Annotated in this window: 11 protein-coding genes and 1 pseudogene; 10 read left to right on the forward strand and 2 right to left on the reverse strand. The window is 38.6% G+C overall.

All coding sequences use genetic code 11. The features are described 5' to 3' along the window. Nucleotides 1-19: 19 nt before the first annotated feature. The 3 genes and pseudogenes from P1K33_RS04775 to carA all read left to right on the forward strand — a co-directional run bounded on the left by P1K33_RS04775 (nt 20) and on the right by carA (nt 3131). Entirely contained in the window at nt 20-1012 is a 993-nt protein-coding gene (locus P1K33_RS04775; protein WP_121312871.1) for a DNA-directed RNA polymerase subunit alpha, read from the forward strand. A gap of 62 nt (nt 1013-1074) precedes the next feature. Further along, nucleotides 1075-1548 (forward strand): annotated as a pseudogene (gene rplQ / locus P1K33_RS04780) (50S ribosomal protein L17); the annotation flags it as partial. 461 nt (nt 1549-2009) lie between these two features. Beyond that, on the forward strand, nt 2010-3131 hold the full coding sequence (carA, locus tag P1K33_RS04785) for a glutamine-hydrolyzing carbamoyl-phosphate synthase small subunit (protein ID WP_284651746.1): 1122 nt from the start codon (nt 2010-2012) through the stop codon (nt 3129-3131). Nucleotides 3132-3169: 38 nt separating this feature from the next. On the opposite strand, the gene P1K33_RS04790 is transcribed toward carA, so the two are convergent. Then, nucleotides 3170-4234: a hypothetical protein gene (locus tag P1K33_RS04790; protein WP_284651747.1), complete on the reverse strand. Its 1065-nt coding sequence runs from the start codon at nt 4232-4234 to the stop codon at nt 3170-3172. A 221-nt stretch (nt 4235-4455) separates the two neighbouring features. Between P1K33_RS04790 and eno the strand changes: the two genes are divergently transcribed. After that, nucleotides 4456-5748, forward strand: coding sequence for a phosphopyruvate hydratase (gene eno / locus P1K33_RS04795; RefSeq protein WP_284651748.1), 1293 nt, complete (start codon nt 4456-4458; stop codon nt 5746-5748). Nucleotides 5749-5898: 150 nt separating this feature from the next. Further along, a complete protein-coding gene (locus P1K33_RS04800; protein WP_284651749.1) occupies nt 5899-7233 on the forward strand; it encodes a peptide-N-glycosidase F-related protein in 1335 nt (444 codons plus the stop codon). A gap of 74 nt (nt 7234-7307) precedes the next feature. On the opposite strand, the gene P1K33_RS04805 is transcribed toward P1K33_RS04800, so the two are convergent. Further along, nucleotides 7308-8627: a T9SS type A sorting domain-containing protein gene (locus P1K33_RS04805; RefSeq protein WP_284651750.1), complete on the reverse strand. Its 1320-nt coding sequence runs from the start codon at nt 8625-8627 to the stop codon at nt 7308-7310. 332 nt (nt 8628-8959) lie between these two features. Between P1K33_RS04805 and guaA the strand changes: the two genes are divergently transcribed. The 5 genes from guaA to pyrG all read left to right on the forward strand — a co-directional run bounded on the left by guaA (nt 8960) and on the right by pyrG (nt 15107). After that, nucleotides 8960-10489 carry a glutamine-hydrolyzing GMP synthase gene (gene guaA / locus P1K33_RS04810; RefSeq protein ID WP_284651751.1) on the forward strand — a complete coding sequence of 510 codons (1530 nt, stop codon included), beginning with the start codon at nt 8960-8962 and terminating at the stop codon, nt 10487-10489. Between the two features lie 95 nt (nt 10490-10584). Beyond that, nucleotides 10585-12606: a LysM peptidoglycan-binding domain-containing protein gene (locus P1K33_RS04815; RefSeq protein WP_284651752.1), complete on the forward strand. Its 2022-nt coding sequence runs from the start codon at nt 10585-10587 to the stop codon at nt 12604-12606. Beyond that, nucleotides 12606-13010, forward strand: coding sequence for an OsmC family protein (locus P1K33_RS04820; protein ID WP_284651753.1), 405 nt, complete (start codon nt 12606-12608; stop codon nt 13008-13010). Before P1K33_RS04815 ends, P1K33_RS04820 begins: the two co-directional genes overlap by 1 nt. A 95-nt stretch (nt 13011-13105) precedes the next feature. Then, nucleotides 13106-13339 carry a DUF3820 family protein gene (locus P1K33_RS04825; protein ID WP_284651754.1) on the forward strand — a complete coding sequence of 78 codons (234 nt, stop codon included), beginning with the start codon at nt 13106-13108 and terminating at the stop codon, nt 13337-13339. A 151-nt stretch (nt 13340-13490) separates the two neighbouring features. Then, nucleotides 13491-15107, forward strand: coding sequence for a CTP synthase (pyrG, locus tag P1K33_RS04830; protein WP_284651755.1), 1617 nt, complete (start codon nt 13491-13493; stop codon nt 15105-15107). Nucleotides 15108-15112 lie beyond the last annotated feature (5 nt).

A 15112-nucleotide genomic window follows, 5' to 3' on the forward strand; every position in this document is an offset into this window, starting at 1 on the left:
ATTGACATTAGTCTAAATTATGGCAATATTTAATTTTCAGAAGCCCGATAAAGTTATCATGATCGATTCAACCGATTTTGAAGGTAAGTTTGAATTCAGACCTTTAGAACCAGGATACGGATTGACAGTTGGTAATGCACTTAGAAGAGTTTTACTTTCTGCGTTAGAAGGTTATGCCATCACTTCGGTTCGTATCGAAGGAGTTGAGCATGAGTTTTCTACCATTTCAGGAGTTGTTGAAGATGTTACTGAAATTATCCTTAATCTTAAACAAGTACGTTTCAAACGTCAGATTGAAGATGTAGATAATGAAACAGTTTCTATCTCAATCTCAGGAAAAGATCAAATTACAGCGGGTGATTTTCAAAAATTCATCTCAGGATTCCAAGTGTTAAACCCGGAATTGGTAATTTGTAACTTAGACAGTAAAGTGAATCTGAACATGGAATTAACTATCGAGAAAGGTCGTGGTTATGTTCCTGCAGAAGAGAACAAAAAACAAAATGCAGCAATCGGTACAATTTTTACAGACTCTATTTTTACCCCGGTAAAAAATGTAAAATATGCCATTGAAAACTTCCGTGTGGAGCAAAAAACGGATTACGAAAAATTAGTTTTTGAAATCAAAACTGATGGTTCTATCAATCCTAAAGATGCTTTAACTGAAGCGGCTAAAGTTTTAATTCACCACTTTATGTTGTTCTCTGATGAGAGAATTACATTAGAGGCTGACGAAATCGCTCAAACAGAGTCTTACGACGAAGAATCATTGCACATGAGACAGTTATTGAAAACCAAATTGGTTGATATGGACTTGTCTGTAAGAGCTTTGAACTGTTTGAAAGCAGCCGAAGTTGACACCCTTGGAGATCTTGTATCTTTCAACAAAAATGACTTGATGAAATTCCGTAATTTTGGTAAAAAATCGCTAACTGAGTTAGACGAATTGGTTGCCAACAAAAATTTAACTTTCGGAATGGACTTAGGTAAATACAAATTAGATAAAGAATAAATTACTTCATATTTTGCGCTCCCCAGAGGATTGAAGCAAGATGAAGGTTAAAAAAAGACGTCATGAGACACGGAAAAAAAGTAAATCACTTAAGCAGACAGACCGGACATAGAAAATCTATGTTGGCTAATATGGCTTGTTCTCTTATTGAGCACAAACGTATTATCACTACTGTTGCTAAAGCTAAAGCGCTTAAACAATTTGTTGAGCCACTAGTAACAAAATCAAAAGAAGATACTACGCACAACAGACGTATCGTTTTCGCTTACCTACGTAACAAATATGGTGTAACTGAACTTTTCAGAGAAGTTGCTCCAAAAGTAGGTGACCGTCCGGGTGGATACACCCGTATCATCAAAATGGGTAACCGTCTTGGAGATAACGCTGATATGGCAATGATCGAGTTGGTAGACTTCAACGAACTATACAACGGAGGTAAAAAAGAAGAGAAAAAAGCGAAAAGCCGTCGTGGTGGAAAAGCTAAAAAATCTGAAACTACAGCTCCAGAGAAAGTGGAAGCTCCAGTGGTTGAAGCAGCTCCGGCACCAGTGGTGGAAGAAGTTGTGGAAACTCCGGCAGCAGAAGTTGTTGAAGCTCCGGTTGCAGAGGTTGTTGAAACGCCTGCAGTGGAAGAAGCTCCGGCAGTTGCTGAAGTGGAAGAAACTCCGGCAGATGAAACTCCGGAAGCTCCGGCTGATGAAGAATCTAAAGAAGAGCAAGCATAATGGTTGCCTATTCTTAAATATAAAGGATAAACGTTTTGTTTATCCTTTTTTTTTGGCTTGATGGGAGCTTTTTCCCGCTTTCGCCTTTATCTCTCCACTTTGTTACGAGGATATCGGCTCCATCGGGGCTAAAACAAATGTTTATAAAGTTTGATAAATTCCATTTTAATATCAGCCAACAATAAAGTAATTTTGCACAACTACAACACAACAATATAATGGCACGAGCGAAGCGACTGCATGAGACATAAAAAAACAATAACTAACTACGAATGAAGTATACAACAAGACCACAAGCCATCTTACTACTAGCAGACGGGACCATCTTTTACGGGAAATCAATTGGTATCTCAGGCAAAACCTTTGGTGAAGTTTGTTTCAACACCGGAATGACCGGTTACCAGGAAATCTTTACCGATCCGTCTTACTTCGGGCAAATCATGGTAGCGACCAATCCACACATCGGAAACTACGGTGTCAATGCCAACGAAGTAGAAGCCGACAAAATCATGATCTCCGGTTTGGTTTGTAAAAACTTCAGCTTTACCCATTCGCGCCCCGATTCAGAAAGCAATCTTTACGATTACTTCGAAAAGGAAAATCTCATCTGCATTTCAGATGTGGATACACGTGCGCTGGTAAGCTATATCCGTGATAACGGTGCGCAAAACGCCGTAATCTGTACCGACGGCACTCCGGTAGAGGAATTGAAAAAATTATTGGCCAACGTACCCGATATGAAAGGTTTGGAATTGGCTTCGACAGTATCAGTTACCGAACCGTATTTCTTCGGAGACGAAAACGCCAAATATAAAATTGCAGCCTTAGACTTAGGCATCAAAAGAAATATCCTGAGAAACCTGGCCAAAAGAGATTGTTACATCAAAGTATTTCCATACAATGCCAGCTTTGAAGAACTAAGTGCCTTCAATGCGGATGGTTATTTCTTGTCAAACGGACCCGGCGATCCGGAACCGCTGGAAGGCGTAATTGAGGTGGCCAAAGAAATGATTGCCTCAGACAAACCGGTTTTTGGGATTTGTTTGGGACATCAAATTATCGGTTTGGCCAACGGAATTTCAACTTACAAGATGTTTAACGGCCACAGGGGAATCAATCATCCGGTAATGAACGTGTTGACCGGAAAAGGAGAAATCACCTCGCAAAACCACGGATTTGCAGTCAATAGGGAAGAACTGGAAAACCACGCCGATTTGGAAATCACGCATTACCATATCAATGACAATACCGTTGCCGGGATGAGAATGAAATCCAAAAACTGTTTCTCAGTACAATACCATCCGGAAGCGAGTCCGGGACCACATGACTCCTCATATTTGTTTGACGAATTTATCACCAATATAAAAAAGGCAAAAAGTCTACAGGAAGTGTAAACCTTTTGCCTCTTACAGATTAAACTTTATACGGGGAATTAATTGTTAACAGCATATTTATCATGGATGTTTTCGAATTCCCCGTTATTTTTTAAGAAGGTGCCATTGGTCACAAACCAACTGTCATACAAGACTTTTTTGGTAGTTTGAATGGTATTGAAAACAGCATAAAAAGCATTCTTTTTGGAATTATAACTTCTAACGACTTGGTTGTAATTAGCAACAGTCTCGTTGGTTTGTGGCGCTTTCGAATTTTTTAAGGTTTGAAGTGCATTGTATTCATCAACATACTCATTAAACAAGTTCGCGAATTTGGCTCTTTGGTCATTGATAAAATTCGAATATTTTATATTGGCAGCATTCAGCGTGTTGTCTTTAAAATTGTTGTTGTATTGAGTGGTTTTTGCCATAGCAGCTTGGTGCATTACCGTTATACTGTTCAGACAATCAAAAAATCCCTTTTTGTCTCTGGCAGTAATTACAGAAGTCAGTTTTTGGTCGATTACATTGATTTTATAAAACAATACGTTTTGTAGGGCATTGTATTCTAAAACATTTTTGCCGTGGCTGCTCTTTAAAGTCATGTGGTATTGGGTTCCAAAAACTTTTTTACTTTTTTCATAATCTTTTAACTCTTGAAAATAACTAGCAAGGTCTTTTTCTTTCTGATTGAGATTCACCCCAATTTCGGTCAATGACAAAGTGCTTTGGTAATCATAATCGTTTAAAATTAAACTCCCGTTAAGCAAAGACTCTATCGTTTTTTGATTCATTTTGATAAAGCTGTCTCTGAGCAAAGTATTGTTTTCAAATCCTTTGTTGTTGTTTCTCAAATTGGCATTCATACTTTCCAATTTCTCTATGATTTTTCCGGCGGTTGCGCTCGATCTTGAACTCAATTGTGACTCTACAATAGTAATAGAATAATCCATCAACGATTTCTTTACAAACATTTCGTTCTTTCCAAAATCATCCATATAAGCATCGATAAAACGATAATCTTGAGAATACGAAGAAGTTGGAGCAAGAGCAAAGAACAGGACCAGACAAATCATTGTCAGCTGATTGCTTTTGATGCTGTTTTTAAGAGTAGAATTTTTCATGACAGATATGTTTTAAATAATACTGTAAAATTAAGCTGAACATCAAAGCTAATTGTTGTGTAATATTATATTAAACTTGTATAATTAACAGTAAAATGAATTTGTGTTAAATTTTGATGAAACTAAATCGATTGCGTTTATAAGTTGTGCAAATAATTAATAATGGCTTTTTTTAATTTCTTAAATTTGTGAACCTAATTAAAATCTAAAAACAATATACAATGAGCATAATCATCAAAGTACATGCAAGACAAATCCTTGATTCCAGAGGAAATCCAACCATTGAAGTAGATGTAGTAACCGAAAGCGGCGTTTTAGGACGTGCCGCAGTGCCAAGTGGTGCTTCAACCGGTGAACATGAAGCGGTGGAATTACGAGATGGAGGGAAAAACTATATGGGTAAAGGGGTTTTGAAAGCCGTAGAAAATGTAAATACTAAAATTGCTCCCGAATTAATGGGCGTTTCTGTTTTCGAACAAAATCACATCGACCAGTTGATGATAGATTTGGACGGAACAGCAAATAAATCAAACTTGGGCGCCAATGCCATTTTAGGCGTTTCTTTGGCGGTGGCCAAAGCAGCAGCCAATGAATTAGGATTGCCTTTATACCGTTACGTTGGTGGTGTTTCTGCCAATACATTACCGGTACCGATGATGAATATCATTAACGGCGGTTCACATTCGGATGCGCCGATTGCCTTCCAGGAGTTTATGATTATGCCAGTAAAAGCAACGTCATTTACCCATGCGATGCAAATGGGAACAGAGATTTTCCACAACCTTAAAAAAGTATTACACGACAGACATTTGTCAACAGCCGTAGGTGACGAAGGTGGTTTTGCACCAAACCTTGCCGGTGGAACGGAAGATGCTTTGGATACCATCAAAAAGGCCGTAGAAAATGCAGGATATAAATTTGGCGATGAAATCATGATTGCTCTAGACTGTGCGGCTTCTGAGTTTTATGTAGACGGAAAATACGACTATACTAAATTTGAAGGCGCTACCGGAAAAGTAAGAACCTCAAAAGAACAAGCAGAATATTTGGCTTCATTGGCCACCAATTATCCAATCATTTCTATTGAAGATGGAATGTATGAAGACGACTGGGAAGGCTGGAAATATTTAACCGAATTGATCGGAAACAAAACGCAATTGGTGGGTGACGATTTATTTGTAACCAATGTGGAGCGTTTGTCTACCGGTATCGAAAAAGGCATTGCCAATTCAATCCTTGTAAAAGTTAACCAAATCGGAACCTTGACAGAAACCATTGCAGCGGTAAATATGGCGCACAATGCTGGTTATACTTCGGTAATGTCACACCGTTCAGGAGAAACAGAAGACAACACGATTGCGGATTTAGCGGTAGCGTTAAACTGTGGTCAAATCAAAACCGGTTCGGCTTCGCGTTCGGATCGTATGGCCAAATACAATCAGTTGTTGCGCATTGAGGAAGAATTAGGTGATACGGCCTATTTCCCGGGCGTAAGAGCTTTCAAACAGAAGTAATTTCTTTTATCATAAAATAAACACCCAATTGGTCAGCGACTTGTTGGGTGTTTTTATTTTTGAAATATTCCTGTTGATATTCAGTTAAATAAGTTCCTTTAAAGCCAACTTTTTCATATTTTAGCGCTCGAAACAACCAACAACACAACGATGAAAAAATATTACTTTCTGTTATTTACCCTTTTAGGGGTACTAGTGCCATCAAAAGCACAAACCATTCAAATTTATGATAATGTGCTTTTTTATGATGGCTATGCTGGTTTAGTGAATGAACCAACGGCACCAGATGTGGTGCGTTTGAGGAATGATTTGTTTACCAAAAAACTGACTCCTGAGGTTTTATCCCAAATAGGGAATACACTCGAGCTCAGCATTTCAATTTCCGCGGCCTGTGATAATTATGACCGTATCGGAAATATCAATTTGGCTTTGGTGCCCAAAGGTGCCACAAGCTATAATCCTTCAACCACGAGTAGAATTGAATTGGGAAGATTTATCACACCGTTTATGAATAAAAATGTACCGCCTAATTTGGTGCCTTATTCCTTTACCGTTGATAACGTAACCAAAATCCTGAAAGACAGTTATCTCAATTCCATTTATGATTTTTGGGTAGAGTTTGAATTGTTTGGCGTTCCTTATGCAGCAAATACCCAAATTGCAGGATGTTCTGGCAGAAACGACGTGTTCTTTGGAACACTCGATTTTATTACCAATACTGACACCACAGTGCCCAATGACACTTTCATTTTGCCGTTAAATTTTAAAAAGGATTTGAATAATTATGCGGAAGGTGCGACAGATGTTATTGGAGATACAGTCAGAATCATTGAATTCCAATTGGCTACCGCTATTAACGATGCTAAGTTTTATTTGATTACTTCCAATCATGGTGCCAATGCAGGTGGAGAGGAATACAACCGAAGATGGCATTATGTGTCGTTAGATGGTACAAATATTTTAACTTATAAACCAGGTGAGTCAACTTGTGAGCCTTACAGGGTTTACAATACACAAGCCAACGGGATTTATGGTGCAAGTCCGAGAACTCCTGCGCAATGGCAGTCTTTCAGTAATTGGTGCCCTGGATCGGTTATTCCTATCCGCCAAATGAATTTAGGAAATTTAAGTGCCGGAACACATACTTTTGAGTTAGCAGTACCGGATGCTGTATTTGTAGGAAGTCAAGGTTATATTCCGGTTTCGTTGTATTTGCAAGGGAATAATACGGTTTTAGGAGTAGATAGTTTTACCCAATTGGACTTTGATTATTACCCGAATCCGGCACAAGATAACATTACCGTAAGCGCCAATAGTACCATCAAATCCATCCAGCTTTGTGATATGCAGGGCAGGGTTTTAGTGTCAAAAATGACCGATGCAACACAGGCAACTCTTGATGTGTCTAATTATTCCAACGGGATTTATTTCTTAAAGGTAAATTCAGAGAATGGAGAAAGAACTAAGAAGATAGTAAAAGAGTAAGTAGTTATCAGGATATGAACAAAAAAGGCTGAACATCTGTTCAGCCTTTTTTATTTGTATTAATTGTTTGGATATTATTCAACAACCAATTTTCTGGTAACAAACCTATTGTTTTCTGCATACATTTTTACCATGTACATACCGCTTGATAAGTTTTCAATGTTGATGGTTTCAATGTTTGAAGTTTCTAATACCTTGTTTCCTAAAATAGAGTAGAATTCAACTTTAGTGATTGGTAAAAGACTTGACTCAATGTTTAAAACACTAGTTGCAGGGTTAGGATACAGCTTGATTGAGCTGTTCAATTCAGACTCAGAAACGCCTAATTGACATGTGTCGCCAACATTGTAAGTAAACCATTTGGTAACAACCAAACCACCGGCATAAGCAAATTTACAAGCATAAGTGACATCAGTTCCAACCGTTAAACCGGTAACAGTTGTAGAAAATGCAAGTCCGCCAATATTCGTCATGGGTGTTTCTCCGAACGGTGTTTGTTGCCACAAATAAGCGATTACGCCAACTTTATCAGTGTCGAGCATTTCAAAAGTGAAGGTAACATCTGTTCCGCTAGTCACAAAAGAATAATTGTAACCTGTAGAAAAAGATCCTTGCTGTGCTTCGTTGCTAACTCCGGAGCAAGCGGTGTTAGTGCTCGTGGTTGTGGTAGCCTGCAGCACAATTGGATTGTTTGCAGCCATATTGTTTGCTGCATCTCTGGCCGTTACATTAAATGTGTAGGCTGTTGATGGTGTTAAACCATTAATTACTAATGATTTTTGTACTCCTGAAGCTCCTGAGGTAGAAGTTGATTGAGCACCATATGTTATATCGTAAATAAGTGCTCCGGAATTGTCAGTACCATTGAGTAATAATTGAACAGATGTTCCGGTAATAGTTCCTACTGATGCTGTAAAGTTTGTTGGTGCTTCAGTATCCGGCCCGCCACCATTACAATTGTTACCTACAGTATAATTAAACCATTTGGTAACCGAAAGTCCTCCGGCATAAGCAAATTTACAAGCATAGGTAATAGTGGCTCCAATGGTTTGTCCTGTCAGGGTAGTTGTAAAAGTAAGCCCTGTTGTATTGGTCATTCCGGTCTCAGCAAATGGAGTTTGTCTCCACAAATAGGCTATTACACCAGTTTTATCAGTGTCCAATAACTCAAAAGTAACGATTACATCGGTGCCAACGGTTTCGAATGTGGCTGTGTAGCCAGTAGTAAATGTACCCAATCCAGGTTGTGCTTCGTTTGAGTTTTCACTACATGCTGTAGTTTCCGGCGGAGTCATAGCATTAAAAGTTGTGCCATGGGCACTAACAAATTGTGACAAAATCACGAAAACAAATAATGCTAATAGAGAGATGGTTTTTTGGTAATTTTTGGTCATAAGTTTTATTTTTTTGCTAATTTAAAACATCTTTTTTGAGATATCAATAATTCGACCGCTATACTAACCATACAGGCTATCAATTTTAAGTAAAAAATAAATTGTTTTGCCTATACATCAACCATACAATTCTGTGCCATTGCTTGATGAATAATGTCCTTTAAGCTTGACTGCATTGAGTTTCTGGTTGTAAGTGGCATTTGTAAATGCATGTCAATAGCATATTTTACCTCATGAGTTAGAAAAATGCCCCTAAAAGAGTGGCTTTTTTAAATTTTATATTATTCCAAATTTGGGTTTTTATTTTTCAAATAGGAATAGTACTTTTGCGCATGCAACACAACGTACTTATTTTAGATTTCGGTTCGCAATACACACAACTTATTGCACGCCGCGTTCGCGAATTAAACATATTCTGCGAAATTTTCCCTTTCAATCATTTTCCTGATGATTTATCGCCCTACAAAGCAGTTATCCTTTCGGGTAGCCCTTATTCTGTAAGAGCTGAAGATGCTCCTCATCCTGATTTATCCCAAATTCGCGGAAAAATGCCTTTGCTGGCCGTTTGTTATGGTGCGCAATATTTAGCCCATTTTCACGGTGGTGAAGTAGCGCCAAGCAATACACGTGAATACGGTAGAGCCAATTTGTCTTTCATCAAAGACGATGAAGAATTTTTAGACGAAGTGGCTTTGAACAGCCAGGTTTGGATGAGTCACAGTGATACGATTAAAAAATTACCAACCAATGCAATTCGATTGGCGAGTACCAAAGACGTAGAAAATGCGGCTTATCGCATCGATGGTGAAACGACTTATGCCATTCAGTTCCACCCGGAAGTGTATCACTCAACGGATGGAAAACAAATCTTAGAGAACTTTTTGGTAAAAATTGCCCATGTTCCGCAAAACTTTACGCCAAACGCCTTCGTGGAAGACTGCGTAAAAGATTTGAAGGAAAAAGTAGGCGATGACAAAGTGGTTCTGGGACTTTCCGGTGGTGTTGATTCTACTGTAGCGGCTGTTTTATTGCACAAAGCCATTGGCAAAAACCTATACTGTATTTTCGTAAACAACGGTTTGCTTCGCAAAAACGAATTCGAAAATGTATTGCACCAATACAAAGACATGGGGTTAAACGTAAAAGGCGTAGATGCTTCTGATCGTTTTCTTTCTGCTTTGGATGGCATCGAAGAACCTGAGGCCAAAAGAAAAGCCATCGGGCGTGTTTTTATCGAAGTTTTTGATGATGAAGCACACCGTATTGAAGATGTAAAATGGCTGGCGCAAGGAACTATCTATCCTGATGTAATCGAATCGGTTTCGGTAAAAGGACCATCAGCTACAATCAAATCTCACCATAACGTTGGCGGTTTACCCGATTTTATGAAACTCCAAATCGTAGAACCATTGCGCATGCTTTTCAAAGACGAAGTGCGTCGCGTTGGAAAAACTTTAGGGATTGACAAAGAACTTTTAGGTAGACATCCTTTTCCGGGTCCGGGATTATCAATCAGAATTTTAGGGGCAATTACTCCTGAAAAAGTAAGAATCCTGCAGGAAGTTGACGCTATTTTTATCGAGGGATTAAAAACCCACGGTCTATACGATAAAGTATGGCAAGCCGGAGCAATTCTATTGCCGGTGAACAGTGTAGGTGTAATGGGAGATGAGCGTACTTATGAAAAAGTAGTTGCGCTTCGTGCCGTAGAATCTACAGATGGAATGACCGCTGACTGGGTTCATTTGCCTTATGAATTCCTAATGAAAACCTCCAATGAAATCATCAACAGGGTAAAAGGAGTGAACAGAGTAGTGTATGATATCAGCTCAAAACCACCAGCCACAATAGAATGGGAATAGTTTTTGTTAACATAAAATAGTTAATGAAAAATAATGCAATACAGATTGCAATTCAAAAGTTTTGTTAACTTTAACGTTAAATAAATGACCAGTTTATGAAAAACCGAATTATTTTCTCACTGCTTTTTGTCTTTGGAGCCACGTTTTCTATGATGGCAAGGCAAGATAAATATGTTAAGCATACTGTAGCCAAAGGAGAAACTATTGCGTTAATAGCTCAAAAATACAGGGTTACTCCTTTTGACATTTATAAACTAAACCCGGATTCCCAAAACGGACTTCATTCGGATACTGTTTTACTGATTCCGCCTTCATCGGCCGAATTAACAGCAGTTGCTGAACCACAACAAACATCGCCTAAACCAAGTCAGGGATCAAAAACACATTTGGTACAACCCAAAGAAACTTTGTATAGTATTTCAAAACAATATGGCGTTACGGTTGATGCATTGAAAGAAGCCAATGCGGATTTGTTAAAAGACGGTTTGAAAATTGGTCAAACGATTAAAATTCCTGCTCCAGGCGGAAATTCTATTTCGACTTCTGCGGTTACACCTCAAAAAGAAGTAGTAAAGGAATTACCAAAACCGATAGTGAAAAGTGAACCAAAAGTTGAAGCGCCAAAAGGCAACACAACTTATCATATCATAGAACCAAAGGAAACCAAATATGGGATTTCCAAAAAATACGGAATGACCATTCAGGAATTGGAAAGACTAAATCCGGGAATTGTAAATGATTTCCCGGTAGGATTGAAATTGGTGGTTTCAGGAAATACACCATCAACTGAATCGAGACCAGTCGAATCGGCTGAACCGGTTGTGGCTAATGCCAATTCAGGTAAAATGTATTTAGAGGAATATGTGGTAAAACCTAAAGAAACAGCTGCTTCTATAGCCAATGATTATGGTATTTCTGAAGCTGAATTGGTGAAGCTGAATCCCGAACTCAAAAAAGGAGTTAAGTTGGGTATGATTCTTCGGGTGCCCAAAGGCCAAAGGAAAGAACCGGTCAGAAAAGAGCAGGGCAATTTAATGAAGAATTTAAACACTAATGCGAGAAAACAACTCGCATTACTTTTACCCTTTAATATCAGCAAGATTGAAAGCGACACTGTGAACTCAACACAAGCACGTCTGAAAAAAGATAAATTCCTGAACCTGACTTTAGATTTCTATTCGGGTGCTTTGATGGCGATTGATTCCGCTAAGGTTTTAGGAATGAATGTAGATATCAAAATTTTGGATTCCCAGGAAACCAAAAGCACTTCAAATATTGCGAGTTTGGTACAGCAAAACAATCTGAGCTCTATGGATGCTATTATCGGTCCGTTCTATCAGGCCAATGTCGAGAAATTAGCCGAAATGGTTGAACCAACAAAAACACCGATTATTTCTCCTTTGTCCAAAGAAGTCGGAAAAAAATACAGTAATCTGTATCAATCCATGCCATCATTGGACCAAATGCGCGGTTCCATTTTTCAATTTATGAAAGCCAAAGGCGGGAATATCATTGCCGTTGTTGATGCCAAAAAAGGAAGCGTCAAGCAGTATATTCAGGAAATGCAAAACGAGACAAAGATTGTTGGATTAAGTGCCAAAGGAACTTTTGTAGCCGACAGTCTGAAAGTGCGTTTGCAAAAAGATAAAATGAATTATGTAGTTCTGGCTTCTGAAAGTACGGGAATGATTTTGGCAACGACCAATGCGATGTTGGCTGCCCAAAAAGAATATCAAATCCAGTTGGTTATTATGGAACCCAATGAAACTTTGGACTTCGAGGAAATATCATTAACGCGATTGACCAAATTGAAATTGTTGTATCCATCATTGTCAAGGCCAAACGAAACAGTTGAAGCCAATCAGTTTGATGCCAAGTATAAGAAGTTCAATAAAATTATACCAAATCAATATGCGATTCGCGGTTTTGACGTGACGTTTGATACTTTATTGCGTTTGTCCCAAGAGAAAACTTTTGAGGAAACCATTCAGGCCGATGCATCAGAACAGATTGAAAACAAATTTGACTACGCCCAAAATACGACTTACGGTTATTCCAATAACGGAATTTACATTTTGTATTACGACACCGATTTAACCATCAAAGAAGCTTTATAATGCCCACTTCAAAAGTTACCTATTTAGGAAGTTTAAGAACCTCTTCCGTTCATTTACAATCCGGGAGCGAAATCATTTCTGATGCGCCGCTCGACAATAACGGAAAAGGCGAAGCCTTTTCTCCGACTGATACTGTTGCCAATGGTTTGGCGACCTGCATGATGACGGTAATGGGAATTAAAGCACGTGATTTGGATGTGGATTTTACAGGCTCAACCGCCGAAGTGACCAAAATCATGGCCGCTGATCCGAGACGCATTTCTGAAATTCACATCACTTTTGAAATGAATCTGGAAGCCGATGAAAAGACCAAAACCATCTTGGAACGCACCGCAGAAACCTGCCCGGTGAACTACAGTTTGCATCCCGATATCAAACGGGAAATTGTTTTTAACTGGAAGTGATTGAGAACATAGAGAAAAGAATAAAGAATATAGATTTCTTTTACTGTCTATTCTCTTTTTTCTATATTCTATTTTCTTTACTCTATTCTCTTAAAATGAACGACCAACAACAACTTCTAGTCAAACTCGCGCACACCAAAATGCCTTTCGGCAAGTATGAAGGCTATTATCTTATTGATTTGCCTGAGTATTATGTGGTTTGGTATTCAAATAAAGGCTTTCCAAAAGGACAACTCGGTGAACAACTCCAATTGGTTTACGAACTCAAATTAAACGGTTTGGAGGAATTGGTGCGCAATATCAAAAAGCAATATCCGAAATCAATTTGAAAATGAAATAATTTGAAAATTTGAAGATGCAGTAGTTGGTTTTAATTGATGCAAAAAAATAATTTTCAAATCTTCAAATCTTCAAATCTTCAAATTAAATCAGTACTTTTGCCTCGTTTTTTACAACAACAACACAACAACATAATTTACAATGAATCAAACACAAACAAAATACATTTTTGTTACCGGCGGTGTGACATCTTCCTTGGGAAAAGGAATCATCGCAGCTTCTCTGGCCAAATTACTACAGGCTAGAGGTTATCGAACGACCATACAAAAGTTTGATCCTTACATCAATGTTGATCCCGGAACCTTGAATCCATACGAGCATGGAGAATGTTTCGTAACGGATGACGGCGCGGAAACCGATTTGGATTTGGGTCACTACGAGCGTTTCTTAAATGTTCCGACCTCACAGGCGAATAACGTAACTACAGGAAGAGTGTATCTTTCTGTGATTGAAAAGGAGCGAAGAGGAGAATTTTTAGGGAAAACAGTTCAGGTTGTACCTCATATCACCAACGAGATTAAAGACCGCATGCAATTGCTTGGGCAATCGGGTGATTTCGACATTGTGATTACTGAAATTGGTGGAACGGTCGGAGATATCGAATCGTTGCCTTATATCGAGTCGGTTCGTCAGTTGGTTTGGGAATTGGGTGAATCCAATTCATTGGTCATCCATTTGACATTGGTTCCGTTTTTGGCGGCAGCCGGAGAATTAAAAACAAAGCCAACACAACACTCGGTAAAAACCCTGATGGAAAGCGGAATCAAAGCAGACATTTTGGTTTGTAGAACCGAACATGAATTGTCGGATGAATTGCGTCAAAAATTAGCCTTATTCTGTAACGTAAAGCGCGAAGCGGTTATTCAGTCTATCGATGCTTCTACCATTTATGAAGTACCAAATCTAATGCTTGAAGAAGGTTTGGATATTGTAGCCTTAAAGAAATTAAACTTACCTAAAAAAGCAGCTCCGGATTTAAAAAACTGGAATACTTTTTTACACCGATTGAAGCATCCAAAACAAACCGTAAACGTTGGTTTGGTTGGAAAATATGTTGAATTACAGGATTCATACAAATCGATTTTAGAATCATTTATCCATGCCGGAGCAGCAAATCAGACCAAAGTAAATGTAATCAGCATTCACTCGGAATACATTGATGAAAAGAATGCAGCCGAGCAATTACAAGGTTTAGACGGAATTTTGGTTGCGCCTGGTTTTGGCGGACGTGGTATTGAAGGAAAAATTGAAACGGTTCGTTATGCCCGTGAAAAGAACATCCCATTTTTCGGAATTTGCCTAGGAATGCAAATGGCGGTTATCGAATATTCAAGAACGGTTTTGAAATTGAAAGAAGCCAATTCAACCGAGATGAATGAGGAAACAAAACATCCCGTGATTTCGATTATGGAAGAGCAAAAAACCATAACTGATAAAGGTGGAACGATGCGTCTCGGTGCCTGGAAATGTGATTTGACTAAAGGAAGTCTGGCTCATGAAATTTATGGACAAAGCCAAATTCAGGAACGTCACCGTCACCGTTACGAATTCAATAATGATTACAGAAAACAGCTGGAAGCAGCTGGTTTGAAAGCTACAGGAGTAAATCCTGACACCGGTTTGGTAGAAATCATCGAATTAGGAAATCACCCTTTTTTCATTGGTGTACAATACCATCCGGAATATAAGAGTACTGTTGCAAATCCACACCCAATTTTCGTTAGCTTTGTGGCCGCAATGGTAAAACATAAAAAATAAAGTTG

This window comes from Flavobacterium terrisoli, from assembly GCF_030167905.1.
In the GTDB taxonomy this organism is placed as follows: Bacteria; Bacteroidota; Bacteroidia; order Flavobacteriales; family Flavobacteriaceae; genus Flavobacterium; species Flavobacterium terrisoli.